Annotated in this window: 27 protein-coding genes; 5 read left to right on the plus strand and 22 right to left on the minus strand. The window is 71.5% G+C overall.

What is annotated here, in order from left to right:
* Positions 1 to 346: 346 nt before the first annotated feature.
* Complete coding sequence (locus tag IE244_RS06665; protein ID WP_191871685.1) at positions 347 to 1,132, minus strand: class I SAM-dependent methyltransferase; 786 nt, start codon at positions 1,130 to 1,132, stop codon at positions 347 to 349.
* 203 nt (positions 1,133 to 1,335) lie between these two features.
* Positions 1,336 to 2,244 (minus strand): LLM class flavin-dependent oxidoreductase, encoded by a 909-nt coding sequence (locus IE244_RS06670; RefSeq protein ID WP_268252869.1) that lies wholly within the window; start codon positions 2,242 to 2,244, stop codon positions 1,336 to 1,338.
* A 48-nt stretch (positions 2,245 to 2,292) separates the two neighbouring features.
* On the opposite strand from IE244_RS06670, the gene IE244_RS06675 reads away from it, so the two are divergent.
* Positions 2,293 to 2,682: a DUF192 domain-containing protein gene (locus tag IE244_RS06675; RefSeq protein WP_191871687.1), complete on the plus strand. Its 390-nt coding sequence runs from the start codon at positions 2,293 to 2,295 to the stop codon at positions 2,680 to 2,682.
* 97 nt (positions 2,683 to 2,779) lie between these two features.
* Here IE244_RS06675 and IE244_RS06680 read toward each other — a convergent pair whose 3' ends face one another.
* The 14 genes from IE244_RS06680 to IE244_RS06745 all read right to left on the minus strand — a co-directional run bounded on the left by IE244_RS06680 (position 2,780) and on the right by IE244_RS06745 (position 13,947).
* Positions 2,780 to 3,400: an OmpA family protein gene (locus IE244_RS06680; RefSeq protein WP_191871688.1), complete on the minus strand. Its 621-nt coding sequence runs from the start codon at positions 3,398 to 3,400 to the stop codon at positions 2,780 to 2,782.
* Positions 3,401 to 3,407: 7 nt separating this feature from the next.
* Positions 3,408 to 3,989 (minus strand): hypothetical protein, encoded by a 582-nt coding sequence (locus IE244_RS06685; protein ID WP_191871689.1) that lies wholly within the window; start codon positions 3,987 to 3,989, stop codon positions 3,408 to 3,410.
* 16 nt (positions 3,990 to 4,005) lie between these two features.
* The gene (locus IE244_RS06690) at positions 4,006 to 4,608 is read right to left on the minus strand and encodes a pilus assembly protein TadG-related protein (RefSeq protein WP_191872115.1); all 603 of its coding nucleotides are present in this window, start codon (positions 4,606 to 4,608) and stop codon (positions 4,006 to 4,008) included.
* Complete coding sequence (locus IE244_RS06695) at positions 4,605 to 4,802, minus strand: Flp family type IVb pilin (protein ID WP_191872117.1); 198 nt, start codon at positions 4,800 to 4,802, stop codon at positions 4,605 to 4,607. Before IE244_RS06695 ends, IE244_RS06690 begins: the two co-directional genes overlap by 4 nt.
* Before the next feature lie 125 nt (positions 4,803 to 4,927).
* A complete protein-coding gene (locus IE244_RS06700) occupies positions 4,928 to 5,680 on the minus strand; it encodes a response regulator (RefSeq protein ID WP_191871690.1) in 753 nt (250 codons plus the stop codon).
* A 13-nt stretch (positions 5,681 to 5,693) separates the two neighbouring features.
* Positions 5,694 to 7,100 carry a sensor histidine kinase gene (locus IE244_RS06705; RefSeq protein WP_191871691.1) on the minus strand — a complete coding sequence of 469 codons (1,407 nt, stop codon included), beginning with the start codon at positions 7,098 to 7,100 and terminating at the stop codon, positions 5,694 to 5,696.
* A 7-nt stretch (positions 7,101 to 7,107) separates the two neighbouring features.
* The gene (locus IE244_RS06710) at positions 7,108 to 7,995 is read right to left on the minus strand and encodes a DUF5936 domain-containing protein (protein ID WP_191871692.1); all 888 of its coding nucleotides are present in this window, start codon (positions 7,993 to 7,995) and stop codon (positions 7,108 to 7,110) included.
* A gap of 13 nt (positions 7,996 to 8,008) precedes the next feature.
* Complete coding sequence (locus IE244_RS06715) at positions 8,009 to 8,953, minus strand: type II secretion system F family protein (protein ID WP_191871693.1); 945 nt, start codon at positions 8,951 to 8,953, stop codon at positions 8,009 to 8,011.
* A gap of 7 nt (positions 8,954 to 8,960) precedes the next feature.
* Positions 8,961 to 10,298 carry a TadA family conjugal transfer-associated ATPase gene (locus IE244_RS06720; protein ID WP_191871694.1) on the minus strand — a complete coding sequence of 446 codons (1,338 nt, stop codon included), beginning with the start codon at positions 10,296 to 10,298 and terminating at the stop codon, positions 8,961 to 8,963.
* 18 nt (positions 10,299 to 10,316) lie between these two features.
* Positions 10,317 to 10,661 (minus strand): TadE/TadG family type IV pilus assembly protein, encoded by a 345-nt coding sequence (locus IE244_RS06725; RefSeq protein ID WP_191871695.1) that lies wholly within the window; start codon positions 10,659 to 10,661, stop codon positions 10,317 to 10,319.
* A 1-nt stretch (position 10,662) separates the two neighbouring features.
* Positions 10,663 to 11,043: a TadE family protein gene (locus IE244_RS06730; protein WP_191871696.1), complete on the minus strand. Its 381-nt coding sequence runs from the start codon at positions 11,041 to 11,043 to the stop codon at positions 10,663 to 10,665.
* A 7-nt stretch (positions 11,044 to 11,050) separates the two neighbouring features.
* The gene (locus IE244_RS06735) at positions 11,051 to 12,283 is read right to left on the minus strand and encodes a CpaE/TadZ family protein (RefSeq protein ID WP_191871697.1); all 1,233 of its coding nucleotides are present in this window, start codon (positions 12,281 to 12,283) and stop codon (positions 11,051 to 11,053) included.
* 12 nt (positions 12,284 to 12,295) lie between these two features.
* Positions 12,296 to 13,003: a Flp pilus assembly protein CpaB gene (cpaB, locus tag IE244_RS06740; protein ID WP_191871698.1), complete on the minus strand. Its 708-nt coding sequence runs from the start codon at positions 13,001 to 13,003 to the stop codon at positions 12,296 to 12,298.
* A gap of 59 nt (positions 13,004 to 13,062) precedes the next feature.
* The gene (locus IE244_RS06745; RefSeq protein ID WP_191871699.1) at positions 13,063 to 13,947 is read right to left on the minus strand and encodes a hypothetical protein; all 885 of its coding nucleotides are present in this window, start codon (positions 13,945 to 13,947) and stop codon (positions 13,063 to 13,065) included.
* Between the two features lie 310 nt (positions 13,948 to 14,257).
* On the opposite strand from IE244_RS06745, the gene IE244_RS06750 reads away from it, so the two are divergent.
* Together IE244_RS06750 and IE244_RS06755 are read left to right on the plus strand one after the other, a co-directional pair.
* Complete coding sequence (locus IE244_RS06750) at positions 14,258 to 15,982, plus strand: chitinase (protein WP_191871700.1); 1,725 nt, start codon at positions 14,258 to 14,260, stop codon at positions 15,980 to 15,982.
* Positions 15,983 to 16,174: 192 nt separating this feature from the next.
* On the plus strand, positions 16,175 to 17,518 hold the full coding sequence (locus tag IE244_RS06755; RefSeq protein ID WP_191871701.1) for a M14 family metallopeptidase: 1,344 nt from the start codon (positions 16,175 to 16,177) through the stop codon (positions 17,516 to 17,518).
* Positions 17,519 to 17,522: 4 nt separating this feature from the next.
* Here the strand turns inward: IE244_RS06755 and IE244_RS06760 are convergent, their stop codons facing one another.
* The 5 genes from IE244_RS06760 to IE244_RS06780 form a co-directional block, all read right to left on the minus strand.
* A complete protein-coding gene (locus tag IE244_RS06760; protein ID WP_191871702.1) occupies positions 17,523 to 18,041 on the minus strand; it encodes a hypothetical protein in 519 nt (172 codons plus the stop codon).
* A gap of 73 nt (positions 18,042 to 18,114) precedes the next feature.
* Positions 18,115 to 19,593, minus strand: coding sequence for a GntP family permease (locus tag IE244_RS06765; RefSeq protein WP_191871703.1), 1,479 nt, complete (start codon positions 19,591 to 19,593; stop codon positions 18,115 to 18,117).
* 107 nt (positions 19,594 to 19,700) lie between these two features.
* Complete coding sequence (locus tag IE244_RS06770; protein ID WP_191871704.1) at positions 19,701 to 20,111, minus strand: RidA family protein; 411 nt, start codon at positions 20,109 to 20,111, stop codon at positions 19,701 to 19,703.
* 16 nt (positions 20,112 to 20,127) lie between these two features.
* Positions 20,128 to 20,901: an IclR family transcriptional regulator gene (locus IE244_RS06775; protein WP_191871705.1), complete on the minus strand. Its 774-nt coding sequence runs from the start codon at positions 20,899 to 20,901 to the stop codon at positions 20,128 to 20,130.
* Positions 20,898 to 21,953, minus strand: coding sequence for a sugar kinase (locus IE244_RS06780; RefSeq protein WP_191872119.1), 1,056 nt, complete (start codon positions 21,951 to 21,953; stop codon positions 20,898 to 20,900). Before IE244_RS06780 ends, IE244_RS06775 begins: the two co-directional genes overlap by 4 nt.
* Before the next feature lie 175 nt (positions 21,954 to 22,128).
* Here IE244_RS06780 and IE244_RS06785 point away from each other — a divergent pair, with 175 nt between their 5' ends.
* Positions 22,129 to 23,394, plus strand: a complete 1,266-nt coding sequence (locus tag IE244_RS06785; RefSeq protein WP_191871706.1) for an amino acid deaminase — start codon at positions 22,129 to 22,131, stop codon at positions 23,392 to 23,394.
* 24 nt (positions 23,395 to 23,418) lie between these two features.
* A complete protein-coding gene (locus IE244_RS06790; RefSeq protein ID WP_191871707.1) occupies positions 23,419 to 25,029 on the plus strand; it encodes an N-acyl-D-amino-acid deacylase family protein in 1,611 nt (536 codons plus the stop codon).
* A gap of 3 nt (positions 25,030 to 25,032) precedes the next feature.
* On the opposite strand, the gene IE244_RS06795 is transcribed toward IE244_RS06790, so the two are convergent.
* On the minus strand, positions 25,033 to 25,866 hold the full coding sequence (locus IE244_RS06795; protein WP_191871708.1) for a S1 family peptidase: 834 nt from the start codon (positions 25,864 to 25,866) through the stop codon (positions 25,033 to 25,035).
* Between the last annotated feature and the right edge of the window lie 153 nt (positions 25,867 to 26,019).

The following is a 26,019-nucleotide window of genomic DNA, read 5'->3' on the forward strand; positions in this document are numbered from 1 at the left end:
GCCGGATACGAAGCCATTCGGAGGGGATCCGGCGGTTTTGCGCCAACTTGGAGACATGGTGGCGATTTGATTTCGGGTCCCCCCGACGGGCTACCCGGTCAGCGAATGCCGACTTGACGGTTCCGGTACGGGGCGCACGGAAGATCACCCGGTTTCACGGCACCGCGCAGCCCCCTCCACTGCGCGGTACCGCCCGCGCAGCTTTGCTGGCGCGAATAACCTTGGTCTGAACTTACGTGACGGGTGGGGCAGATGTGAACCAGGGCCGATAACAATGTGGAAACCTCCGCCGACGCCCAGGTGAACCACGCCGGTTTTCCACCGTTCTATCCGGCTCGCCGATGCCTCAGCGGGGCGGCTTGCGAACGTCGAAGAGATGCCGGGAGCTGTACGCGACGAACGGGCCCTGCTTCTCGATCCGCTCGTGCAGTGCACGGAGTTGGCGCTCGTACCCCTCCACCGTGAAGCCCGGGACCATCCACACCACCTTGCGCAGGAAGTGGACAACCGCGGCGATGTCGTGGAACTCCATCCGCAGCCGCTCCGCCCGCAGCCCCGCCACCTCCAGGCCGGCCGCCTCGGCGCCGGCCCGCTCCCGCTCGGGGTCCCGGCCGGCCCGCACCTCCTCCGGCTGCGGTCCGAGGAAGTACTCGACCAGCTCGAAGACGCTGGCCGGTCCGACGTGCTGGGCGAAGTACGTGCCACCGGGGCGCAGCACCCGGGCGATCTCGTCCCAGTACGGGCGCACCGGATGACGGCTCAGCACCAGGTCGAAGGTCTCGTCGGCGAACGGCAGCGGCGCGTCGTCCGGGGCGGCGACGACCACCACGCCGCGCGGCCGCAGCAGGGCGGTGGCCTTCGCCACGTTCGGCGGCCAGCCCTCCGTCGCGGCGGCCAGCACCGGCCGGGCCGGCTCCGCCCTGCCCAGCGCGAAGTCCAGCACCTCACCGCCACCGGTCTGGATGTCCAGCACGGCCCCGGCCCCGGCCAGCCGCTCCCCCGCCGACACGGCATACCCCCACGAGGGCCGCTCCTCGCTCGCCCTCCCCTCGAACCAGGAGAAGTCCCATCCCTCGGTCGGTACGGCGACCCCCTCGGCCAGGAGGTCTTCAAACGAACGATGCACTGCCATGCCCATCATGATCGCAGGGCGTTCTCGGCACGGCCTCCTGATTTCCGCGCCCTCCCCTCATCGGGAGGCGCGGGTGCCGACGCCACGCCCCCGGGCGCCCACGGTGACCGTGCGCACGGGCGAGCCGGGGCCGCCGAGGACGCGCGGCGGTGGGCCAGCCGGCCCCGACGACACCTCGCCACCTGCGGCTACGGAACCTGCGACTACGGCACCAGCGGGCGGACTTCCTCGGCGGCGAACCGCACGAACCCCTCCGGGTCGGGTTCGTCCCCGGTCGGCTGCAGCACGACGGTGTCGGCACCGGCCTCGGCGAGGCGCCGTACGGCCGCGGCCACGGCGCCCGCGTCCCCCGCGACGCCCACGCCCGGCGCCGACTCCAGGCCCTCGGCGGCGAGTTCGGCGCGCAGCCGCGCGTCCGCGTCGGGGCCCGTCGCGGCCAGCAGATAGACGACGACCTTGTGCGGCCCGCCGCGCCCCGCCTCTCGCTGCCCCTCCTCGATCAGCCGCCGGGCCTCCCGTACACCGTCCGGGGAGGTGGAGGCGGTGAGGAGCGTGCCGTCGGCCCTGGCGCCGGAGAGGCGGAGCGTACGCGGCCCGGTGGCGCCGGTGAAGACCGGCACGGCGCGCTCCGGCGGCCAGTCGAGGGCCACGTCGTCGAGGGTGACGTAGCGCCCCTGGACGGTGAGCTTCTCCCCGCTCAACAGGGCCCGCAGGGCGTCGAGGTGCTCGCCCAGGAGGGTGAGCGGCGAGGCGGCACGGGCGCCGACCTGCCCCATCCAGTCCTGCACCCCGTGCCCGACGACGACGGTCGCGCGGCCGGGGAACATCCGGTGCAGCGACGCGGTCTCCATCGCGGTCACGGCGACGTTCCTGAGCGGCACGGGCAGCAGCCCGACGCCCACGCGCACGCGCTCCGTCCACGCGAGTGCCGCGGCGGCCGTCGAGATCCCGCCCTCCAGGAAACAGTCCTCCCACAACCACAGTTCTTCGAGTCCCACCTCGTCCGCGGCCCGGGCGACGGCCCGCAGACGCTCGGGCGGAAGCTGGGGGCGGAAGACGACACCGAGTCCAGTCATGGGCCCCTTCCTAGTGGGGAGGAGGTGGGGTGACAACTGGTTTTCCCGGGCGGAGAGTTGGCACCGGGGGATGAGGGAGGGGACATGGGAAGACGCTGGCGGGACGGGACCGGGCAGCTGGTCGTGCCGGGGCCCGGGGGTGCCGACGGCCCGGTGGTCCTCCCCCTGGAGATCGCGGCCTCCTACCGGGCACGGACGCGGGGACTTCTGGGCCGGGACTCGCTCGCCGGGGCGATGCTGCTGTCCCCGGCGAGCGGGGTGCACACCTTCGGCATGCGCATCCCGATCGACGTCGCCTACCTGGACCGCCGCCTGACCGTCCTCGCCGTCCGGACGATGCCCCCGGGCCGCCTGGGCCTGCCCCGGCTGCGGGCCCGGCACGTCCTGGAGGCCGAGGCCGGGACGATGGCTGGATGGGGTCTGCGGGCAGGGGTGAATGTCCAGGTCAAGGGCGATGTCAGGGGCTCGGCCTAGCATCGCGGCAGCAGAGCTTCGGGAACGTCCAGGTCGAGGAGTTCACTCCGGCGCAGGTGCGGCTGCCGGAGCCGGTGGTCGAGACGGCGGTGCGGGCTCAGTCCTGGGTGCGGGGGAAGGTCACCTCGACGCGTCGGTTCTTCCGCCGGCCCTCCTCGGTGGAGTTGTCGGCGATCGGGAACTGCTCGCCGTAGCCGCGGACCTCGAAGGTGACGTTCGGGTCGTTCAGGTCCTGGTCCAGGACCGCCTGTACGGCGTTGGCGCGCTGCTTGGACAGGAGGTCGCCGTGGGCGGAGGAGCCGAGGTCGTCGGTGAAGCCGAAGACGCGGACCTGGGTCGCGTGCTGCTTCTTGATCTCCTGGGCGATGGCGGAGATCCGCGCCTTGGCCTCGTCGCCGAGCGTGGAGCTGTCCTTGCCGAACAGGACTTCGGCCTGGAGGGCGAAGGTGACGTCGGCGTTGGTGTCCTCGCGGCGCTCGTCCCCGCTCTGGTCCTCGACGACCGACTTGATGTCCAGCACCTTGGGCGCGGCGAGGGTGGCACCCTCCGGGAGCTTGAGGTCCGGGTCGGTGGGGTCGACCTTCACGGGGGCCGCGGCGGAGGGTTCGGTGACAGGGGGCCGGCTCGGGTCCGTGTCGTCGGCGTGGGCTTGGGCTTGGGCCGCGGCGAGGAGGAGGGTGGCTGCGGCGAGGGTGAAGGTGAGACGGGTGGGGGTCACTTCGGCCTCACCCGGAGATCGTGATATCGGCGGACGTGAACATGGGCATCTGGAATGACACTGCTGAGGTATCGGCAGGCGGAGCTGGGAACTGCATGAACACCGGGATCGACTCTCCCGACTTGATCGTGGAGAGACCTGTTGTCGTGAGCGGACGACCCTCGGTATCGCGCAGGACGTAGTACCGCTTCCTCCCCTTGGAATCCACCAGGGTGGCTCCGCCGAGCGAGTGGCCGTTCCTGATGATCTCGGTCTCATTGCCGCTCAGCTGAGCCGGGATGATAACGGTGTTCGCACCGTCGTTCTTCAGGGTGGCATTCACCGTGACGAAGCCACCGGAGTCGCGCTGCGCAGAGGTGATCTGGAGAAGCAGGCCGTTGGAACCCTTCAATTCGGCCAGCGGCTGGCCCGACTGCCCTTCCTGGGTGCTCGGGTCGGAGCCGGTTGTCCGGGAAGCGGTCGCGGAGTGCTCAGGCTTCTTGTCATCGCCGCCACCTCCACCACAACCCGCCACGCCCACGGCCAGACCAGCCGCAACGGTCAACGCGACCATCCCCCTGCGGACCCTCGCAGTGAACCGCATGCTCATCGCTCCGCTTCCTTCGTCATTGGTCGTGCGCCGGTGAGTCGGCAAGGTGGACGTCGAAGAGGTCTTCCGGCTTCGGGAGGCTCGTGGAGTCGTCCGGCTTCGGGTGCCAGACCTTGTGGTCCTTGCAGGTGAGTGCAGGCAGCTCATCGCCCACGGCGCCCTCGGCGGGCGGGGGCGTACAGAGGGGTTCGATCACAGCAGTCGCGTGCGCCGTCGATCGCATGTCCTCGGTGCCCGGCACGACGGAGTGACCCACGCCCTTGATCGTCGTGGCCTCGACCACGTAGCTCAGCGGACCGTCGGGCGCGCAGTGTTCCGTCGCGCCGTTGAGCCCGGCGAGCCGGTCGGCTCGCAGACAGAAGTTGCCGCCACCGTCTCCGGCGAAGATGGCCTGCCACTTGGCCGGGTCGCGTACGTGGGCCATCCACAGGCCCGCAAGTTGGTCACGGGTCTTCTGGGCCGCCGCCAGGGCCGCCGCATCCGCCGCCGTCTGCGCGCTGCTCCGGTTCACCGCGGCCTGCCCGACGGCGAGATAGGCCAACGCAAGAAAGAGCAGGCCTGCCACCACCGTGATGTAGATGGGAAAGGCCTGCCCTGCGTCGCGAACTGGAGAGGTCAGCCGCCAGTGACTTCGGTGATCTTGGTGACGATCGCGTTGTAGATCGACTGACCGATGTCCGTCCCCGTGATCGCCAACACGATCGCCACGACCACCGCGATGATGCCGAGGTACTCCACCGCTGTCTGCCCCTTGTCGCTTCGAGCAACACGGGTCTGCAGGTACGCGACGGTGGTGTTGAACCAGTTGCTCATGGTGGTCCCCTCCGGGTTCGCCTCCGATCCGGAGAACGTATGCCCGGGCAGCGCGCTCGGCAGAGGGTCCCAGGGCCCAAGCCCGGGCCCATTCGCGGCCCTTCCCGCTCCCCCGTGTCCCCATTTCAGGCCACCCCCAGCCACTTCGCGGCCGCCTGCGAGCGGGTGGTGGTCTGGAGCTTGGCGAAGATGCGGTTGATGTGGTTCTTGACCGTCTTCTCGGAGATGAAGCAGGCGGCGGCGATCTGCTGGTTGGTCATGCCGGACGCGATGAGGTCCATGATCTCCGCCTCCCTCGCACTCAGCCGGAAACGTGAACGGAACGACTGTCCCACAGAGGATTGCAGTTGCGAAAGCGATTGGCCTGAGATTTCCCCTAAATCGTCCGGGATTTGATGGTCGGTGTGTGCAGGTGCACTTGCCCGCAGCTCCACCAGCAACGCCTTCGCCGCCCCCGGCGTCACATGCGGCCGGCCCTCGCGGACATCCCGCACCGCCCGCACCAACTGCTCCGTCGTGAACTCGCCGTGCACCAGGTATCCCCCTGCCCCCAGCCGCAACGCCTCCCGCACGGTCTCCGTCTCGTGGCTGTAGGTGAGCATCATGACCGGCGCCAGCCGCACCAGGTGGGGCAATGCCGAGATTCCGTCGACGCCGGGCATCCGGACGTCGAGGAGGATGACGTCGGGGCGGTGCCGCAGGGCCGCCTCGTAGGCCTCGCGGCCGTCCGCGGCCTCTGCCACCACCGTGGTGTCGGCGCGGCCCGACAGCAGGGCCGTCAGACCCGCCCGGACCACGGGGTTGTCGTCAGCCACCAGCAGCCGCAGCGGAACAGGAGTCGGCGCGGGGGCCTGGGGCCAGGGATGACCGTGCTGCATGAGCTGCCTCCTCTCAGGCGTTGCGGGGGGACGGGCCGGGGCGGTCCAGGGCCGACAGGGGAAGTTCCACACGGACCTCCGTGCCCCGTTCGCGACCGCCCCGGCCGATACGGATGCGGGCGCCCGCCTGCGCGGCCCGCTCCACCATGCCGAGCAGGCCGAAGTGGCCGCACTCGCGGAGCCGTTCGAGCGTGGTGCCGGGCGGGAGGCCCCGGCCGTCGTCGTGGATCGTGAGGCGCAGCAGGTCGCCGTACACCGCCGCGTGGACGTCGACCCGGGTCGCGCCCGCGTGCCGGTGGGCGTTCTCCAGCGCCTCCGTGGCGATGGAGAAGAGGTTGCGGGCCACGGGGGCGGGCAGCGCGGGAAGGATCGGGTCCGGGTCCGGCGCGTCCCGCCAGGAGCAGGCGACGTGGAGGCCCGTACGCCGCGCGAAGTCGTCGGCGGCCGACGACAGCTCGGTCCAGGGGGCCGTCTCCCCCGGCGTGTCCGGCCGCTCCCGCCGTAGGTCCGACAGCAGTTCCCTCGACTCCGCCGCCGCCCTGCGTGCCGAGCGGGAGACCAGTTCCGCCTGTTCCCTGACGCGAGCCGGGTCCAGGGCCTGGGCGGAGGCCGTCGCCGCCAGGCCGTCCGCCGCGAGGGCGACACCGTAGAGGGTCTTGGCCACGGAGTCGTGCATCTCGCGGGCCAGCCGTGCGCGTTCCGCGCTGACCGCCTCCGCCGCCGCGAGGCGCGCTTGGACCGTCGTCAGGGCGTGGGTCGCGGCGCCGAAGCGGAGCATCAGGTTGCGCAGGGTCGAGCCCATGGCGCCGGCGATGACGCACAGGCCGGGCAGGAGCAACGCCTCGGCGACCGGTGCGTGCCGGTCGGCCTTCAGGGTGGCGTGGACCAGGAGCAGGATCAAGGACTGGAGGGAGGCGAAGCAGGCCGCGCCGCGCCAGCTGTAGACGAGGCCCGCGAGCAGCGGGGTGCACACGCTGACGTAGGCGAGCGTGGTGTCCGGGCCGGCCGAGACGAGGAGGAAGGAGCCGAAGAGGGTGTCGGCGGCGAGGAGGCTGGGGTGGCGCAGCAGGAGGGGGCCGAAGCGTTCCCAGTCGCGGAAGAGGACGTAGGACACCATGAAGGTGACGACCACCGCCGCGCCGACCAGGCGGACGCCCAGGCCGGGGGCCGCGTTGAGCAGGGCGGCGGGGGCGGCCACGGCGATCATGGCCAGGCGGAAGCCGAAGACCTGCCGGCACATCGCCTGCAGCGCGCTGATCTGGATCTTCTCCGAGGGTTCGGCAGGGGCCGTGGCGGGACGCGTCGCAGCGGAGGTCGGCCTCCGGCGCCATGAGAACCGTCCCCGGACCCCCTTCAGGCGGCTCAGGCGGCCCTCGAAGACCGAACTCCCCGCACGCCCCGTCCACCCCGTCACCGTCATGTCCGCCTCACTTCCCCGTGAGGGAGCCGAAGTCCACTCCGGAGCCGAGGATCAGGCCCGCGCCCAGCAGCAGCATCGTGGCCGGGACCATGAACGTGGTGATCATCAGTGTGGCCTTGGGCACCGCGCGGGCCGCCTTGCGGCGGGCGTTCTGGGCGTCGGTGCGGCGCATGTCCTTGGCCAGGGAGACGAGGGTGTCGACGATCGGCGCCCCCAGTTCCTCCCCCTGCTGCAGGGCCGTCACGAACATCGCCACCTGTTCCGAGTCGTTCCTGCGCCGCAGCTCCGCGAAGGCCTGGCGGCGGCTCATGCCGAGGTCCATCTGGCGCAGGGTGATACGCAGTTCGTCCGCCCAGGGGCCCTCGTAGCGGGTGGCCACCCGGTCCAGGGCCTGGCGGAAGCCGAGGCCCGCGCTCACCACCACCGCCAGCACGTCCAGGAAGTCGGGCAGGGTGCGCTCGATGACGTCCTTGCGGACCCGGATCGCCGACCAGATGCCGACCTCCGTCCAGAACGCCCCGAACAGCAGCAGGAGTACCGCAACGAACCACTGGCCGCGCAGCAGGAAGACCAGGAAGCCGACCGCGCCCAGCGCGCCGTAGACCGCCCGGCGGGCCGCGTAGCGGTCGATGGTCAGGCCTCCGGGGTTGCCCGCGAGGTCGATCTTGCGGCGGTACCTGGCGACCAGGCGCGGGCCCATCAGGCGCAGCACGGCGGGGGCGTAGCGCATGCCCATCCGGTCGATGACCGAGCCGACCGCGCCGGCGCGGGTGGCGCCGACCTCCAGGGCGAGGGCGAGGTCGCCGGGGAGCCTGGCGTCCGCGCGGTACATGCGGATGCCGGTGAAGGCGCCCCAGACGCCTAGGCCCGTCAGCAGGGCGAGCAGGAATGCCACGGGGACCTCTCCCTCACACGTCGATCCGGCTCAGGCGGCGGATGAGGACGAAGCCGACGGCGTACATCGCGAACGCGATGAGCACGCAGGCCTGGCCGACCGGTGAGCCGGTCATACGGGCCAGCGCGCCGTCCTTGACGCCGTTCATCAGGAACAGCGCGCCGACGCCCAGGACGGGGACGGCGTACGACGTCATGGTCACCTGGCTCAGCTGGGTGCGGATCTCGCGCCGGGTCTCCTTGCGTTCCTCCAGGGTCTCGGTCAGGTTCCGCAGGGCGGACACGACCTGGCCGCCCGCCCGGTTGGAGAGGACCAGGGTCGTGACGAGGACGACCAGTTCACGCGACGGGAGGCGTTCGGCGAGTTCGCCGAGCGCGTCGTCGAGGGAGTGCCCGATGGCCAACTGGTCGGCCACCTTGCCCAGTTCCTGGCCGGCCGGGGCCTCCAGTTCCTCCGCCGCCATGCCGATCGCGGTGCGCAGGGCCAGGCCGGCCTGGGTGGCGTTGGCCAGGATGCGGGCCAGTTCCGGGAGCTGGTTGATGAAGCGCTCGATGCGCTTCTGGCGCTGCCAGTTGAGGAACTGGACCGCCGCCCACACGCCGAGGAGGCCGGCGAGGGGGCCGAAGAACGGCGCCAGCGCGGCCTGGCCGATCAGCCAGAGCGCGGCCACGGCGGCGAGTACGCAGACGAAGAACTCGCCCGGGGTGACGTCCAGGCCGGTGGCCGCCAGCCGCAGTTCCAGCCAGCGGCCGAGGCGGGTACGGCGCAGGCGCCGGTCGAGGTCGCGGAAGCGGCGTCTGCGGCCGGCCGCCGGGACCGGGCCGGTGTGCGAGAGGCGGTCCACGAGCGCCGCGCGCTGGGCCCGGCCCGAGGCGTAGGCGTGCACGCCGGCCACCGCCAGGACGCAGGTCAGCAGCGTCACGCCGGCGGTGAGCTGGACGAGGGTGTGGAGTTCCATGGGGGGCCTACCTGGCTTCTCGGGTGGCGAGCTGGTCGGCGGAGTGGGCGACTCCGAAGGCCTGTGGGACGGGCTGGCTCGCCATGTAGAGGCGGTCGGCGGTACGGCGGGGCAGCGGGAAGTACTGGAAGGTGCCGTAGACGCGGCCGTCGGGGGTCAGGGGCTGGGCGTCGAACCGGGCCACGGTCGCGAGCCGGTACGGCTCCCCGCCGTGGCTGTCGAGGAGCGCGATCTCGGTGATCCGGCGGGCGCCGTCGGCGAACCGGGTGAGCTGGACGATGACGTCGACGGCGCTGTTGATCTGGTCGTGCAGCGCGACGAAGGGGACCTCGACGTCGGACATGGAGGCGAGGGTCTGGAGCCGGGTCAGGGCGTCCTCCGCGCTGTTCGCGTGGACCGTGGCGAGCGAGCCGTCGTGGCCCGTCGACATCGCCTGGAGCATGTCGAGGGACTCGCCGCCGCGGACCTCACCGACCACGATCCGGTCCGGGCGCATCCGCAGGGAGTTGCGGACCAGGTCGCGGATGGTGACCTGGCCCTTGCCCTCGACGTTCGGCGGCCGCGACTCCAGGCGGACCACATGGGTCTGCTGGAGCTGGAGTTCGGCGGAGTCCTCGATGGTGATGATCCGCTCGTGGGGCGGGATGAGTCCGGACAGGGCGTTCAGCAGGGTGGTCTTCCCGGTGCCGGTGGCTCCCGAGACGATGATGTTGAACTTCGCCTGCACCAGGCCGGCCAGCAGGTACACCATGTGCTCGTCCAGCGAGCCGAAGGAGATCAGCTCCTGGAGGGTGAAGGAGCGCGGGAAGCGGCGGATGGTGAGGATCGGGCCGGTCAGGGACAGCGGCGGGATGATGACGTTGACCCGCTCGCCGGAGGGCAGGCGGGCGTCCACCATCGGGTTCGACTCGTCGACCCTGCGGTTCACCGTGGAGACGATCCGCTCGATGGTCTGCATCAGCTGGTCGGCGGAGACGAACCGGAGCGGCAACTGCTCGACGCGGCCGCCGCGTTCCACGAAGATGGCGTCGGGGCCGTTCACCATGATCTCGGTGATCGACGCGTCCTCCAGCAAGGGTTCCAGGATGCCGAGGCCCAGTGCCTCGTCCACGACCCGGCGGATCAGCTGGGAGCGTTCCACCGTCGACAGCACCGGGCCCTCCCGGCTGATGATGTGCCCGAGCACCCGCTCCAGCCGCGCCCGGCGCTCGGCGGCGGCCAGCGCGCTCATCTCCGCGAGATCGATCTCCTCCAGCAGCTTGGCCCGGTAGGAGGCGACGAGATGCCCGTCCTCGCCCCGGCTGCCGTGCTCCTCGGGAGTGCTGATGCGTGCCCGCAGGCTCATGGGGTCGCCTCTCCTCGGTCAGTGGTCGCGGGGCATGGTGGCGGTCTTGGTGGCGTCCCCGAAGTCCCAGAAGATCTCGGGGATGTGGACGGTGGCGGTGACGGTGACCGAGTCGTCCCCGCCGTCGGTCTCCGCGCACTGGACGGTGAGCGGGCCGCTGACCGCGCCGGCGCACGCCTGCTGCGCGTCCTGCCGCAGGGACGCCGCCCGGGCCCCCGCCCGCGCCGCCGTACCGGCCTGCTCGGCGGCGTAGGCGATCGCGCCGATCTGGATGCCCGCCATGGCCACGATCAGCAGGACCGGGATGAACCCGAGGTATTCGACGGCCACCTGACCGCGGTCGCCACTCCGGCGCGGGGACATCTCAGCGCTTCACCTCCTCGACGGCGCCGGCGTGGCCGTGCACGGTCGCGGGGAAGGAGAGCAGCCCGGGGAAGAGGGCCGGAACCCGGAGGGAGACGTCGGCCGTCACATAGCCGCTGCCGCCGCAGTGTTCCACTTTGGCACCCCCTTTCCACGCCTTCGACAGATGCCTCAGCGCGGCCTCATGGCACGCGTCGAAGCGCTCCCCCGAAGGCACCGCCGTCCCGGCCCGCACCCCCTCGTCCGCGGCGTTCCCGGCGAGTGTGAAGGTGTACCCCACCAGCACGGCCTGCCACACGAGCACCAGGGTCAGAATGATCAGCGGGGTCATGCCCAGGAACTCGATGCTCACCTGTCCCCGGTCCCCGCCCGGCCTCCTCATGGGGCGCTCACTCCTTCCGCCGCCGGAATCCGACCGGGCCCCGCCCGCTCCCGCGGTGCGTCCCCTCGGCCGCCTTCACCAGCCCCAGCTCCCCGGCGAGCGCCCACAGCGCCTGCTTCACGGAGCTTCTGCCGTCCAGCTCGTGCAACCGTCCGGCGTCCACCACGCCCTGCAGCTCCCTGAAGTTGGCGGGAACGGCGGTACGCGCCAGGGCGGTCCCGGTGATGCGCTGCACCAGCGCCGGCTGGATCTCGGTGCTGCGTGTATGCCGGTTGACGACCGCCGTGGTCTCCTCCGCCTTGCGGATCTGCAGCCGGTCCCACATCCGTACCGTCCGTTTGGCCGCGCGCACGGCGATGACGTCCGGCGTGGTGACGAGCACCGCGGTGTCGGCCGCTTCCACCGCCGCCGCCCCCGCGGCGCTCAGCTGGGCGCCGCAGTCGACGACGACCACCTCGTAGCGGGAGCGCAGCGCGCTGACGATCTGCCGGGCGGCGCGCTCGGTGACCTCCTCGCCGCGTTCCCCCTCGGCGGGGGCGAGGAGCAGGGCGAGCCCGGTGTCGTGGCGGAAGACGGCGTCGGCGAGGACGCGGGGCGAGATGTCGGTGATGGCGGCGAGGTCGACGACGGACCGGCGGAACTGGATGTCCAGGTAGGAGGCGATGTCCCCGGTCTGGAGGTCGAGGTCGACCAGGACGGTGGGACGGCCGGAGGCCTGCGCGGCGAGGGCCAGCTGGATGGCCGTCAGGGTCGCTCCCACGCCCCCCTTGGCGCCGCTGACCGTGACGACCGTACCGCCGGCTCCGCCGAGGACGTCCGCGCCGTGGCCGAGATGGCGCCGTACCCCTGTGGACCACTGGGCGACGGCCTGGACGCGGCTGGCGAGTTCCTCGTACGACAGCGGGAGCGCGACCAGGCCGCGGGCGCCGGAGTCCATGGCGGCGGAGAACAGGCCGGGGCTCGCGTCGGTGGTGACGAGGATGACGCCGACCGCGGGGAAGCGCAGTGCGACCTCGCGGATCAGCTCCAGGGCCGGGACGGGCCCGATGCGTTCGTGTACGACGACGACTTCCGGGAGTTCGTCCATGGAGTCGGCGGCGAGACGGGCGAGGGTGTCGACCAGCTGCGTGGAGTCACCGACCGGGGGCTGCGGTTCGGCGTCGGGCAGCTGGCTGAGCAGGGTGACGAGGGAGCGGACGGCGTCCGGGTCCGCGCCGGCCGGGAGGATCCTGGTGGGCATGCGGGCCGCCTCTCACTTGTCCGTCGCGAGTTCGTAGGTGCGGTCCTTGTCCGGGACGCTGGTCTCGCCGCCGGGGGCCACCAGCGCGAGCCGGACCCGCTGGGCGAAGGACTCGGCGTAGGTGATGCGCTGGGCGTCGAGGGTGGACAGCGCGAAGGTGATGGGGACGGCCTCGGTGGGCTGCTGCTGGTTCTTGCCGCTGTCGGGGTCGAGGGCGGTGATCCGGCCGACGTCGAGGACGCGGGCGTCGGTCACGATGATCTTCGACTGGTCGGGGTCGCCGTCCTTCTTCCCCTCGAAGGTGGCGTAGACGTTGACCCGCGCCCCGGGGGTGATCTTCCCCGCCACGCCCGTCGCCGCGTCGATCATGATGGCGACCTCCTGCTGGCCGGGCTGGAGGGCGGGCTGGTCGACGATCATGTCGGTCTGCAGCAGGGACCCGGCGCGCAGGGTGGTGACGGCGATCTTGCCCTGGATCTGGCGGAGGTCGGTGACCGCGGTGCCGGACAGCCAGCGCTTCGGCATGGAGGTCTTCTCGAACTGGCTCGTGTCCAGCGCGGTGTACGGCTGCACGTCGGACCGGACCCGGTAGGCCGTGACCTCGGGCCCGACCTTGGAATTCACGTCATGGACGACGGAGAGCACACCGGCGAACGCGCCGAGAGCGCACAGGACCGACAGGACGAGCAGTATCACGCCGCGGCGCTGACGGGAGTTCATGAACCGTGCAACCTCATTGGGGGAATCGGTCGAGCGGGATGTGAGTCGGGTGCGTGCGGTCAGGCGGGCGTGCGCTGTTCCAGGACGCGGGGCGCGGCGGCTTCGCGGGCGGGCGGGGTGGCGGAGCAGAAGACACAGCGGTCGCCTATGACGTCCAGGCCGCACCAGTGGCAGCCGGTCTGCCGCACCGAGGTGACGAGTTGGTACAGCACGGACAGGTCGGCGAGGTAGCTGCAGAACTCGGTCATCCGACCGGTGCCCCACCACACCGGGGACTCGGCGGGCAGGGGGACCTCGCGCAGACCGTGCACGCTCCACCGGCCGGCGAGACCGGCGACCCAGTCGCCCGGCAGCTGCTGCCCTCTGGCGACGAGCATCCAGGTGTTGAACTCGGGCCCCTTGAGGGTGGCGCCGGGCCCTGCGCGCACGAGCTGTGGCTCCGGATGGGCGAGGACGGCGAACTGACTGCCCGGCATCCAGGACTTGGCGTGCGCCTTCAGCCCGACCGGCACCCGGTCCAGCTTGGCCACCGAGCCGAGGACGGCCCCGGCGTGGATGTAGTGGGTGAGCAGGCGCCCGGCGGAGGCGAGGATTCCAGGGCTCAGGTCGCAGGAGGCGAGCTGGCGGAGCTGGCGGGCGAGCACGGCGACGCCGAGGGGCGGCAGTGCGGGCCGGAACAGGGCGATGCGGTCGCTCTCCAGCAGCGAGCGCAGGGTGTGCAGGCGCCGTACGACGGGCTCCGGGGTGGCGGCCGAGCAGACGACGACCACATAGCCGTACTGCTCGGTCAGGGTGTGGAGTTCGGTGAGCGACCGCTCCAGCGGGCGCTGGTCGAGGCCGCCGAGTACGACGGCCGGCATGGTCCGCTCGTCCTGTGCCGGCAGCGCCATGTCGGCACTGGTCACGGCAATGGCAGTTGGCACGCGCAGCTCCCCGCTCTTCACACCCGCCGGCCCACCGGGGTAACTCCCGTGCGCCAGGACGACTTCACTGCGTGACTACCTGAGCACTGTATCCACGGCCGTCTGGCCGGAGAACAGCGTTTGTGAAGCTCGCGTGGAACTCTCTCGGCGCAAGTCCCGCCAAATCCGGACAGCTTGAACGGCGATCCATGAACAGAGTTGGTCTGGACCTCTTGACACCCGGATTGGTCTGGACCAACTTGTAGGCCAACGGTGGCCACCGTCCCTCACCCCTCCCCGCGGAACTCTTCTGTTCCGGCTCCCTCGCCGAACTCCCCCACCGGAGGCCCCAGTGGACCATGCACCAGGCATACCCAGACCCCGCGGACGCCGAATCACGCTGTGGTCCGCGGCCACCGCCCTGGCCCTCTCCGTCGCGGGCCTCACCGCGGCCGCCGGCCCGGCCTCCGCCGCGGACGTCAACAACGTCAGGAACGCGGGCTTCGAGTCGGGCCTGGCCGGCTGGACCTGCACGGCGGGCAGCGGTACGACGGTCTCCTCCCCGGCGCACGGCGGTTCGGCGGCGCTGAAGGCGACCCCGGCCGGCCAGGACGACGCGCAGTGCACCCAGACGGTCGCGGTCAAGCCCAACTCGACGTACTCACTGAGCGCGTGGGTGCAGGGCGGCTACTCGTACCTGGGCGTGACGGGCACCGGCACGACGGACGTCTCGACCTGGACCCCCGACACGACGGCCTGGAAGCAGCTCTCGACCACCTTCACCACCGGCGCGTCGACGACCTCGGTCACGGTCTACACGCACGGCTGGTACGGCCAGGCGGCCTACTACGCCGACGACGTCTCGGTCTACGGTCCCGACGGCGGCGGAGGCGGCGACCCGGCCCCGACGGTCCCGGCCGCGCCGGCCGGCCTGTCCGTCTCCGGTACGACGTCGTCGTCGGTGTCGCTGTCCTGGACCGGCGTACCGGGCGCCACGGGCTACACCGTCTACCGCGACGGCACCAGGGTGACGACGGCGACGGGGACGTCGGCGACGGTGACGGGCCTGACGGCGTCGACGTCGTACGGCTTCCAGGTGACGGCGACGAACGCGGCGGGCGAGTCGGCGCGGTCGGCGTCGGTGACGGCCACCACGTCCCCCGCCGGCACGGGCGGCGGAGGCGGCGGCTCCCTGCCCAAGCACGCGGTGACCGGCTACTGGCAGAACTTCGACAACGGCGCGCGGGTCCAGAAGCTGTCTGACGTGCCGTCGTCGTACGACATCATCGCGGTGGCCTTCGCGGACGCGGCGTCGTCGCCGGGAGCGGTGACGTTCAACCTGGACTCGTCCGGGCTGGGCGGCTACACCGTCGACCAGTTCAAGGCGGACGTCAAGGCGAAGCAGGCGGCCGGCAAGAAGGTCGTCATCTCGATCGGCGGCCAGAACGGCACGGTGTCGGTCAACGACTCGACGTCGGCGACCAACTTCGCGAACTCGGTCTACTCGCTGATGCAGACCTACGGCTTCGACGGCGTGGACATCGACCTGGAGAACGGCCTCGACGCGACGTACATGACGCAGGCGCTGCGCGCCCTGTCGGCGAAGGCGGGCTCGTCCCTCGTCATCACGATGGCCCCCCAGACGATCGACATGCAGTCGACGTCCAACTCCTACTTCCAGACGGCCCTGAACATCAAGGACATCCTCACGGTCGTCAACATGCAGTACTACAACAGCGGCTCCATGCTGGGCTGCGACGGCAAGGTCTACAGCCAGGGCTCGGTCGACTTCCTCACGGCGCTGGCCTGCATCCAGCTCCAGGGCGGACTCTCCCCCTCCCAGGTGGGCCTGGGCCTGCCGGCCTCCACCAGCGCGGCGGGCAGCGGCTACGTCTCCCCGACGGTCGTGGACAACGCCCTGGACTGTCTGGCGGCGGGCACCAACTGCGGTTCCTTCAAGCCGTCGAAGACCTATCCCGGCCTGCGGGGCGCCATGACCTGGTCGACGAACTGGGACGCCTCGGCGGGGAACGCCTGGTCCAGCGCGGTAGGAGCGCATGTGCACGCGATGCCGTGACCTGAGCACCCACCGACCCGCGGCGCCCGGGGCCTGCACGGCTCCGGGCGCCGCGTCCGCGTGAGCGGCCCGCCCATTTTCAGCCGAGCCGCTTTACCTTCTTGACCTGACCATGACACCGCTGGACCATGAGGCGCCCGCACCCCACGCACGTCGCACTGAAGCACCCCACCTCCACCCCAAGGAGATTTCATGCGACTTCGCACCCGCGGCTCCGGCGCGCGCGGCGGCAGACGTGCCGCCGGCCTCGGCGCCCTGCTGGCCCTCGCCCTGGCCGCCCCCGTGGCGGCGACCGCGCCGAGCGCCAGCGCCGACAGCATCCGCAAGGCCGCACCCTCCGGACAGGACGTCCGGCAGTACGAGATCCAGCAGAGCACGACTCCCGTGACCCGCACGGCCATCCAGGCCGCGGGCGTCACCGTGGACGAGGCCGACGAGGAGACCGTCGTCGTCTCCGGGCGCGCCGACCAGATCCGCGCGCTGCGCAGACTCGGCTACGACGTCAGCCCGTTGGGCGCCGCCCCCGTGCGGTCCGGAGCGCGGCCGTACGACTTCCCGAGCGCCGACTCGAAGTACCACAACTACGCCGAGATGAACGCCGAGATCGACCAGCGGCTGGCCGCCTACCCGGGCATCATGAGCAGACGCGTGATCGGCAAGTCGTACGAGGGACGGGACATCGTCGCCATCAAGGTCAGCGACAACGTCGGGACCGACGAGGACGAGCCCGAGGTGCTCTTCACCGCCCACCAGCACGCGCGCGAGCATCTGACCGTGGAGATGGCGCTGTACCTGCTGCGCGAGCTGGGCGCGGGGTACGGGAAGGACTCCCGGATCACCAACCTCGTCAACAGCCGGGAGATCTGGATCGTGCCGGATCTGAATCCGGACGGCGGGGAGTACGACATCGCCACCGGCTCGTACCGGTCGTGGCGGAAGAACCGGCAGCCCAACCCCGGTTCCTCGGCCGTCGGGACGGACCTCAACCGGAACTGGGACTACAAGTGGGGCTGCTGCGGCGGGTCCTCCGGCAGCAAGTCGTCCGAGACCTACCGCGGTGCCTCCCCCGAGTCCGCGCCCGAGGTGAAGGTCGTCGCCGACTTCGTCCGCAGCCGGGTCGTCGGGGGCAAGCAGCAGATCAAGGCCGGGATCGACTTCCACACCTACAGCGAGCTGGTGCTGTGGCCGTTCGGGTGGACGTACGACGACACCGCGACCGGCATGACGGCCGACGACGCCGCCGCCTTCAAGGCCGTGGGGCAGAAGATGGCCGCCAGCAACGGGTACACGCCGGAGCAGTCGAGCGATCTGTACATCACGGACGGGTCGATCGACGACTATCTGTGGGGTACGCAGAAGATCTTCGACTACACCTTCGAGATGTATCCGACGTCCGCCTGGGACGGTGGGTTCTACCCGCCCGACGAGGTGATCGAGCGGGAGACCTCCCGTAACAAGGACGCCGTGTTGCAGCTCCTGGAGAACGCCGACTGCATGTACCGGGCGATCGGCAAGGCCGCCCAGTACTGCAGCTAGCTTCTCAGGCCTCCTCGAAGTAGGCGTCGAGCACCGCGTCCAGCTGCTCGTCCCACTCCTGGAAGCGCGCCCTGGCCGCCGCCTCGATCTCGATCGGGTACCAGCGGCGGTCAGGGGTGTGCACGGTGATCGTGAAACGCTTGCCGAAGCGGGGCGACTCCGTCTCGACCGCGGCGATCTCGTCCCAGCGGAACTCGCAGGACTCCTCGTCCAGGCTGAGGCGGACGCCCTTGCGGTCGGCCACGATCTTCGCGCGGCGGTCGGCCGCCTCGAAGACGGGGCCGCCGGCCGGGCCTTCCTCGTCCACGGACTCCGTGACGTCCTCGGCCGCCGCGGGTGTCTCGGACACCTTCGCGTCCTCGGGCCCCACCGCGTCCTGAGGCTCCGGCTCGCCGGAGACGGCCTTGGCCGGGGCCGTGATGCCGGGGATGAACGCCGGGTCGAAACCGGCGCCCGTCACGGGCTCGGCCTTCAACGGCTCGGCCTTGGACGGCTTGCTGCTCGCTCCTATGCGCTGCTCCACGGCGGCAGTATGGACGACTTCCCTGTGCCGGAACCAGTCAGCCCGCTCATCCCCGGCTTCACTCACGTCACGTTCACACGAACACGCTCACCACCGCGGCCGCCCCGAACCCCGCCACCGACAGCACCGATTCCAGGACCGTCCACGTCCGCAGCGTGTCCCGTTCGGTGATGCCGAAGTACTTGGCCACCATCCAGAACCCACCGTCGTTGACGTGCGAGGCGAAGATGGAGCCGGCCGAGACGGCCATGATGACGAGGGCGACGAAGGCCTGGGAGTGGTGGCCCTCCGTCAGGAGGGGTGCCACGATGCCGGCCGTGGTCACGATCGCGACCGTCGCCGAGCCCTGGGCCACCCGCAGGACCAGGGAGATCAGGTACGCCAGCACGATCACCGGCAGGCCCACGCCGTGGAAGGTGTCGGAGAGCGCCTGGGCGACCCCGCTCGCCTTCAGTACGGCGCCGAAGACCCCGCCCGCGCCGACCACCAGCAGGATGTTGCCGACCGGCTTCAGGGACGCGGTCGACACCGCCTCCAGGGACTTGCGTGACCAGCCGCGCCGGATGCCGAGCAGGTGGTAGGCGAGCAGCAGGGCGAGGGTCAGGGCCACGAAGGGGTGACCGAAGAACTCCAGCACCGAGCGGCCCGGGGAGGGATCCAGCGCGATCGAGGAGAAGGTGGCCGCGAGGATCAGGATCAGCGGCGTACCGATGACGGCGAGGACCGTGCCGAGCGGCACCGGCCTCTCCAGCGGCTGCGCGCCCTGGGCGCGCTGCTCGGCGACGACGGCCCGCCTGGCCTCCTCCGCGGCCTCGACCATGTCCTGCGGTACGGCGACGAAGACGCGCTCGCCGATCCAGGCGGAGTACGCCCAGGCGGCCAGGACGGCCGGGACGCCGCAGACGACGCCCATGAGGACGACCCAGCCGAGCTGGACGTGCAGCAGTCCCGCGGCGGCGACCGGGCCGGGGTGCGGCGGCAGGAAGGCATGGGTCATGGAGAGGCCCGCGAGGAGGGGCAGGCAGTAGAGCAGGATCGACCTGCCGCCGCGCCTGGCGGCCGCGTACACGAGCGGTGCGAGGACGAAGATGCCGACGTCGAAGAAGACCGGGATGCCGAAGATCAGGCCGGTCAGGCCCAGGGCGAGCGGGGCGCGCCGCTCGCCGAAGCGGCCCAGCAGGCGGGAGACCAGCACCTCGGCGCCGCCGCTGACTTCGAGGATCGCGCCGAGCATGGTGCCGAGGCCGATGATGATCGCTACGTGGCCGAGGATGCCGCCCATGCCGGACTCGATGGTGGAGACGGCGTCGGAGCGCTGGACGGTGCCGAAGAGTTCGGTGACGGAGAGGCCGGCCAGCAGGCCCACGGCGACGGAGACGGCGAGCAGGGCCACGAAGGGCTGCAGTCGCACCTTGATGATCAGGAAGAGGAGCAGTGCTATGCCGAGGGCGGCGACCGTGAGGAGGCCGGGGGTGCCGTCGAGGAGGAGGAGCAGGCCTCCGGTGTGGGGTGGGGTCGCGGGGGCGGACACGGCAAGGGCGAAACGCGACATACGGGGGTCCTCTGCGTAAGAACATGGTGCTTTCGGGCAGGGGGGATCGCGGCACGGCGCCGGAGGGCGCCGTGCCGTGTGCGGCGGGTCGGGGACGTGTCAGGAGGTCAGCCGAGTACGGCGAGCGCGTCGATCTCGATGAGGAGGCCGGCCGGGAGGCCGACGTAGACCGTGGTCCGGGCGGCGGGCGGCTGGGTGAGGCCCTGCTCCGCGAAGTAGGTGTCGTAGATGTCGTTCATCTCGGCGAAGTGGTCCACGTCCGTCAGATAGACGCGGATCATCATCGCGTCGTCCCAGCTCGCGCCGCCCTCTTCGAGGATCGACTGGACGTTGGCGAGGGTCTGCAGGGTCTGTTCGCGCAGGGTGGGGCCGGCCGGCGTCGGGAGCTTGCCGTCCTCGGCGGGCAGGAAGCCGACCTGGCCGGCGACCTGGAGGATGTTGCCCTTCCTCACGCCGTGCGAGAACTTCGCGGGCGGGGTGGTGTGGGTCTTCGGGGTGAGGGCGGTCTTCTCGGTCATACGGCGTCCTTGTCTGTCATGCGCGGTCCTTCGTGGGGTCCGTCACCGGCGTCCTTCCGGAGTACTCGCCGCTGATCGCGTCCGCGGTACGGCGGACCTGCGGGAGCAGGGTGAGGAGTTCCTCGGCGGTGACGACGACGTTCGGCGCGGACACCGACATCGCGGCGACCACCCGGCCGTCGGCGCCGCGGATGGGGGCGGCGACGCAGTTGATGGACTCCTCGTGGCCGCCGAGGTCGGTGGCCCAGCCCTGTTCGCGCACCGTGGCGAGCTCCTCGCGGAACGCCTCGGCGTTCGGGGTCGAACGGGGCGTGTACAGGGGGTAGTCGAGCTTGTCCGTGAGGGCGCGGCGCTCGGGTTCGGGGAGGTCGGCGAGGAGGAGTTTCGCGACGGCCGCGACCGTGATGGCGACGGGCTTGCCGATCCGCGAGTACATGCGGACGGGGTAGCGGCTCTCCACCTTGTCGATGTAGAGCACCTCGCCCTCCTCGTACACGGCGAGGTGCACGGTGTGGCCGCAGGCCTCGTTGAGCCGTGCGAGGTGGGGGTGGGCGATCTCGCGGATGTCGAGGTTCTCCATCGCCTCCTGGGCGAGGGCGAAGAGACGGGCGCCGAGGCGGTAGCGCTGGTCGGACTGACGGTAGACCAGGCCGTGTTCGTGCAGGGTGCGCAGGAGCCGCAGCGCCGTTGACTTGTGGACGCCGAGGCGGTCGGCGACCTGGCCGAGGTCGGCGGGGCCCTCCGCGAGCAGGGGCAGGATGCTCAGCGCGCGGTCGACGGTCTGGCTCATGGGGTGTTCGCCTCCTCGTTGGCCCGCTCGGCCTGCGTCCAGCCGGGGGCGAGTCGAAGTCTCCCCCATGCGCCGTGGTCCAGGGCCGACAGGCGGTCGGCGTGGTCCCGGGCGGGCGGGGTGGCCAGGTCGCCGGGGGTGGTGAGGGCCGCCGCGGCGAAGAGATGGCCGTACCTGAGCCGGGTCCCGAGGGGCAGGCCGCGCAGGGTGCCGGAGAGGAAGCCCGCGGCGAAGGCGTCTCCGGCGCCGGTGGTGGCCACGACGTCCACGTGCGGGGCCGGTTCGAAGGTGACCGCGGGAGACCGGCGGAGCGGGCGCGCGCCGTCCGTCTCCGGCCCGGTGGTGTGGCGTTCGAACGCCGTCGCTCCTCTGCCGCCCTGCTTCACCACCAGTACCCCCGGCTCCGGCAGTGCCCTTCCGATCGCCTCGGGGCCACCCGTGATGCCCCATGCCTCCTCCGCCTCGTCCTCGCCGACGAAGACGAGGTCCGCCCGGCGGGCCAGGTCCAGCAGGACCAGGGGACCCTCGGCGGTTCGCCACAGGGCGGGGCGGTGGTTGACGTCGAAGGAGAGGACAGGGCGCCCGGGGCGGGGGGCCGTGAGGGTGTGCAGCAGGGTGCGGCAGGCCTCGGACAGTGCCGCCGTGATGCCGGACAGGTGCAGGATCCGGCCCGCCCGCACCGCCGCCCGGTCCACGTTCGCCACGGACATCGCCGACGCCGCCGAACCCGCCCGGTAGTACGCGACCTCGTGCGCGCCCGTGCCCCGGTCTCCGGCCGTGCGGAAGTAGACGCCGGTCGGGCGGGCCGCATCCCGGTGCACGAAGGAGACGTCGACGCCGTACCCGGCGATCCGCTCCACCAGGTGGTCGCCGAAGCCGTCCGCGCCGACCCGGCCGACCCAGCGGGCGCTGTGGCCGGCGGCGGCCAGCACACAGGCCACGTTGGACTCGGCGCCGCCGATCGCGCGGTCGAAGGAGGGCACGTCCGCGAGGCGGCCCGGCCGGCTGGGCAGGAAGGTGACCATGGACTCGCCGAGCGCCACGACGTCCACGTTGTCCACGCGGTCGTGCGCAACGGGCGAGACGTAAGCAGCGTCGTTGATGATGACTCCTGTCCGATGGCCGGGTGACGGCTCCGTTGACCCGGTGTCGGCGAGATGCTAGACACCAGTTAGCACCACATGCAATGGCTGTTGCAGAGAATGCAACGACCAGGAGAGGGGCTCCATGAGCACCGAAGCGCTCGCCCGGCTGGCCGAGGAACGCGTCGACCACCGCTTCAAGGGCCTGCCGCCGGACGCCGACGGCCGCACGGTCGGCGAGCTGGCCGCCCAGCGCCGCAACCTCTTCACGGACGACTTCCCCACCCCCGTCCTCGCCCTGTCCGCCGAGCGCCTGGAGCACAACCTGGCGCTGATGGAGACGTACGCCGCCCGGCACGGCCTCGCCTTCGCCCCGCACGGCAAGACCTCCATGGCCCCGCAGCTCTTCCACCGCCAGATCGAGCACGGGGCCTGGGGGATCACCCTGGCGGTGCCCCACCAGGTGCGCGTCGCCCGGGCGTTCGGCATCCAGCGGGTCTTTCTCGCCAACGAGCTGATCGACACCGCCGCGCTCCGCTGGATCGCGGGCGAGCTGGCCGCCGACCCCGGTTTCCGGTTCGTCTGCTACGTCGACTCCGTGCGCGGTGTCGAGCTGATGGACTCCGCGCTCAAGGGCTCGGCCCGGCCCCTGGACGTCGTCGTCGAGCTCGGCGCGGGCGAGGGCGCCCGCACCGGTGTGCGCACCGAGTCCGAGGCCCTGGCCGTCGCCGGGGCCGTGTCGGACACCGGGACGCTGCGGCTCGTCGGCGTCGCGGGGTACGAGGGCGAGGTGCCGCGGGCGGATCCGGCGCGGGTGCGGTCGTATCTGCGGCGGCTGGTGGCACTCGCCGTCGAACTGGACGAGGGCGGCCGGTTCGGGGAGGCCGAGGAGGTCATCGTCAGCGCGGGCGGCAGCGCCTGGTTCGACGCGGTGGCCGAGGTGTTCGAGGAGATCCCCGGCCTCTCCCTGCCCGTGCTGAAGCTGCTGCGCTCGGGGGCGTACGTCTCGCACGACGACGGGCACTACCGCAGGCTCACCCCCTTCAGCCGGGTCCCCGAGGAGGGCGCCCTGGAGCCCGCCTTCCGGCTGTGGGCGCAGGTCGTCTCCCGGCCCACCCCCGAGCAGGCCTTCGTCAACGCCGGCAAGCGCGACGCCGCCTACGACCTGGACCTGCCCACCGCCCAGGTGGTACGCCGGAACGGTGTCGAGCGCGCGGCCACCGGCGTCACCGTGACCGGCCTGTCCGACCAGCACGCGTGGCTGCGCACGGAACCGGGCGCGGACGTCGAGGTCGGCGACTGGATCGGCCTCGGTCTGTCCCACCCGTGCACGTCCTTCGACAAGTGGCAGCTGATCCCGGTGGCCGAGGCGGACGGGACGGTCGTCGACTACATCCGTACGTTCTTCTAGGCGCCGCTGAAGGGGAGGCGGGACATGGAGGACCTGGTCATCCGGGACGCCGACGTCGCCGACGGCAGCGGCGAGGCGTCGTACCGGGCCGACGTGGTGATCGACGGCGGCCGGATCGTCTCGATCGTGAAGGAGGCCGCCGCGGCCGGCTGCCAGCGCCCGCGCGCCATGCGGGAGCTGGACGCGGAGGGCCTGGTCCTCTCCCCCGGCTTCATCGACATGCACGCCCACTCCGACCTCGCCCTGCTCCGGGACCCCGATCACAGCGCGAAGGCGGCGCAGGGCGTGACGCTGGAGGTCATCGGCCAGGACGGGCTGTCGTACGCGCCGGTGGACGACCGCACCCTGGAGGAGGTGCGCCGGGCGATCACCGGGTGGAACGGGTACGGCGACGACCTCGACCTCGACTGGCGGTCGGTGGGCGAGTACCTGGACCGGCTGGATCGCGGGATCGCCGTGAACGCGGCCTATCTCGTCCCCCAGGGCACGGTCCGCGCCCTCGTCGTCGGCTGGGAGGACCGCGCGGCCACCCCGCAAGAGCTCGGCCGGATGCGGCGGTTGGTCGCGGAGGGGCTGGAGCAGGGCGCGGTCGGACTGTCGTCGGGGCTCACGTACACGCCCGGCATGTACGCCCCGGACGCCGAACTGACCGAACTGTGCCGGGTGGTGGCGTCCTACGGCGGCTACTACTGCCCGCACCACCGCTCCTACGGCGCCGGCGCCCTGGAGGCGTACGCCGCGATGGTCGCCCTCACCCGCGAGGCCGGCTGTCCGCTCCACCTGGCCCACGCGACGATGAACTTCGGGGTGAACGAAGGACGGGCCCCAAAGCTGCTGGCCCTGCTCGACGCCGCCCTGGACGCAGGCGCGGACATCACGCTGGACAGCTATCCCTACACCCCCGGCTGCACCACCCTGGCCGCGCTGCTGCCGAGCTGGGCGAGCGAGGGCGGCCCGGAGGCGGTCCTGGCCCGGCTCGGCGACCCGGCGACGGCCGAGCGGATCCGGCACGACCTGGAGGTGACCGGCTCGGACGGCTGCCACGGCGTGCCCGTGGACTGGGGGACGATCGAGGTCTCCGGCGTCACCACCCCCGGGCTCGGCGACCTGGTGGGCCGCACCGTCCGGCAGGCGGCCGGCGCGCGCGGCGAGGCCCCCTGGGACACCGCCCGGCGGCTGCTGGTCGAGGACCGGCTGGGTACGACGGTCCTCCAGCACGTCGGCCACGAGGACAACGTCCGCGCGATCATGCGGCACCGCACGCACACGGGCGGCTCCGACGGCATCCTGCGGGGCGACAAGCCGCACCCACGCGCCTACGGCACCTTCCCGCGCTATCTCGGCCACTACGTGCGCGAGTCGGGGATCCTCTCGCTGGAGGAGTGCGTCGCCCACCTCACGTCCCGGCCCGCGGCCCGGCTGCGACTGCCGGACCGCGGGCTGGTACGCGAGGGGTACCGGGCCGACCTGGTGCTGTTCGACCCCCGGTCGGTGGCGTCCGGCGCGACCTTCACCGAGCCGCGGACGCTTCCCACGGGGATCCCGTACGTCCTGGTCGACGGCCGGTTCGTCATCGAGGACGGGAAGCGGACGGACGTGCTCGCGGGCCGGTCCGTCCGCCGTACCCCGGTGTGACGCCTACGGCTTGGGCAGGGTGCAGCCGGACGCGCCGAGGTCGAGCTTGTTGCCGGTGGTGAAGCAGGCCGGGATGTTGTACGTCTCCTCGGCGTAGTTGATGCCCTTGCGGACGGTGACGTTGCCGCTCTCGTCGACTTCGCAGGGGTTGTTCTCGGTGCAGCGCTCACCGTCCTCGTTGCCGGTGTTGTTCACCGCCACGACCTTGCCGGTGGCCGTGTCGATCACCGGGGAGCCCGAGGTGCCGCCGATGGTGTTGCAGGAGGAGGTGTAGCGCAGGGAGTCCTTCCAGGTCCAGTCACCCTCCTTCAGCCGGTACACGAACCCGTCGACGTTGCAGCTGTAGGTGCGCTTCCAGTAGCCGGAGACGACCTTGATGGCGGTGCCGGCGGTCGGGTGCGTGTCCTGGACGGTGAGCGGGGAGATCCCGTAGGAGCTCTTGATCGCCGCGTACGTGGTGGTGGTGCGGTAGATCGTGACGTCCGTGTCCGTCATGGTCGAGTAGACGACCTGGTTGGCACGCAGGGTCGCGACCTTGCTGCCGCTGGCGTTGAGCAGGCCGAAGCTACGGCTGGAGGACTGGCCGGTGATGACCTCGCCGGGCTCGGGGAAGCCCGTCTCCAGGCAGTGGCCGTTGGTCAGCACGAGCGCCGGGTCGGTGTCCGCGGAGTTGGGGAAGCGGATGACGGAACCGGAGCAGTTGCTGAGCGAGACGGTGCCGGCGAAGTTGACGGTCACCGCGGGCTTGGCGGCGGTGTGCGGCGCGGCGACCGCGGGGGCCGCGCCCAGCCCGGCTATGGCCACGGAGGAGAGTGCGGCAAGGAGAGGCTTGTTCATGTGGGGGTCCCCTCTGACGACTTGAGCGACCGGACATCTTCCGGCCGCCCTTGATTTGTCATGCGCATTCTCAACGCTGCGAGGGGTGGCGAACAAGGAGCAACGTCGGGTCATAGGGGTTTCCCTGTGCGGGAGGGCCGCGCCGGCCCGCCG

Origin of the sequence: Streptomyces filipinensis, assembly GCF_014649495.1 — a bacterium.
GTDB lineage: Bacteria > Actinomycetota > Actinomycetes > Streptomycetales > Streptomycetaceae > Streptomyces > Streptomyces filipinensis.

What these genes read in the sequence shown, in the direction of transcription:
- IE244_RS06785 (WP_191871706.1), top strand. Translation starts at nt 22,129, where the DNA reads ATGAGCACCGAAGCGCTCGCCCGGCTGGCCGAGGAACGCGTCGACCAC.
- IE244_RS06735 (WP_191871697.1), bottom strand. Translation starts at nt 12,283, where the DNA reads ATGCCCACCAGGATCCTCCCGGCCGGCGCGGACCCGGACGCCGTCCGC.
- IE244_RS06770 (WP_191871704.1), bottom strand. Translation starts at nt 20,111, where the DNA reads ATGACCGAGAAGACCGCCCTCACCCCGAAGACCCACACCACCCCGCCC.
- IE244_RS06790 (WP_191871707.1), top strand. Translation starts at nt 23,419, where the DNA reads ATGGAGGACCTGGTCATCCGGGACGCCGACGTCGCCGACGGCAGCGGC.
- IE244_RS06730 (WP_191871696.1), bottom strand. Translation starts at nt 11,043, where the DNA reads ATGAGGAGGCCGGGCGGGGACCGGGGACAGGTGAGCATCGAGTTCCTG.
- IE244_RS06755 (WP_191871701.1), top strand. Translation starts at nt 16,175, where the DNA reads ATGCGACTTCGCACCCGCGGCTCCGGCGCGCGCGGCGGCAGACGTGCC.
- cpaB (WP_191871698.1), bottom strand. Translation starts at nt 13,003, where the DNA reads ATGAACTCCCGTCAGCGCCGCGGCGTGATACTGCTCGTCCTGTCGGTC.
- IE244_RS06765 (WP_191871703.1), bottom strand. Translation starts at nt 19,593, where the DNA reads ATGTCGCGTTTCGCCCTTGCCGTGTCCGCCCCCGCGACCCCACCCCAC.
- IE244_RS06705 (WP_191871691.1), bottom strand. Translation starts at nt 7,100, where the DNA reads ATGACGGTGACGGGGTGGACGGGGCGTGCGGGGAGTTCGGTCTTCGAG.
- IE244_RS06700 (WP_191871690.1), bottom strand. Translation starts at nt 5,680, where the DNA reads ATGCAGCACGGTCATCCCTGGCCCCAGGCCCCCGCGCCGACTCCTGTT.
- IE244_RS06725 (WP_191871695.1), bottom strand. Translation starts at nt 10,661, where the DNA reads ATGTCCCCGCGCCGGAGTGGCGACCGCGGTCAGGTGGCCGTCGAATAC.
- IE244_RS06715 (WP_191871693.1), bottom strand. Translation starts at nt 8,953, where the DNA reads ATGGAACTCCACACCCTCGTCCAGCTCACCGCCGGCGTGACGCTGCTG.
- IE244_RS06685 (WP_191871689.1), bottom strand. Translation starts at nt 3,989, where the DNA reads ATGAGCATGCGGTTCACTGCGAGGGTCCGCAGGGGGATGGTCGCGTTG.
- IE244_RS06720 (WP_191871694.1), bottom strand. Translation starts at nt 10,298, where the DNA reads ATGAGCCTGCGGGCACGCATCAGCACTCCCGAGGAGCACGGCAGCCGG.
- IE244_RS06665 (WP_191871685.1), bottom strand. Translation starts at nt 1,132, where the DNA reads ATGGCAGTGCATCGTTCGTTTGAAGACCTCCTGGCCGAGGGGGTCGCC.
- IE244_RS06775 (WP_191871705.1), bottom strand. Translation starts at nt 20,901, where the DNA reads ATGAGCCAGACCGTCGACCGCGCGCTGAGCATCCTGCCCCTGCTCGCG.
- IE244_RS06675 (WP_191871687.1), top strand. Translation starts at nt 2,293, where the DNA reads ATGGGAAGACGCTGGCGGGACGGGACCGGGCAGCTGGTCGTGCCGGGG.
- IE244_RS06795 (WP_191871708.1), bottom strand. Translation starts at nt 25,866, where the DNA reads ATGAACAAGCCTCTCCTTGCCGCACTCTCCTCCGTGGCCATAGCCGGG.
- IE244_RS06695 (WP_191872117.1), bottom strand. Translation starts at nt 4,802, where the DNA reads ATGAGCAACTGGTTCAACACCACCGTCGCGTACCTGCAGACCCGTGTT.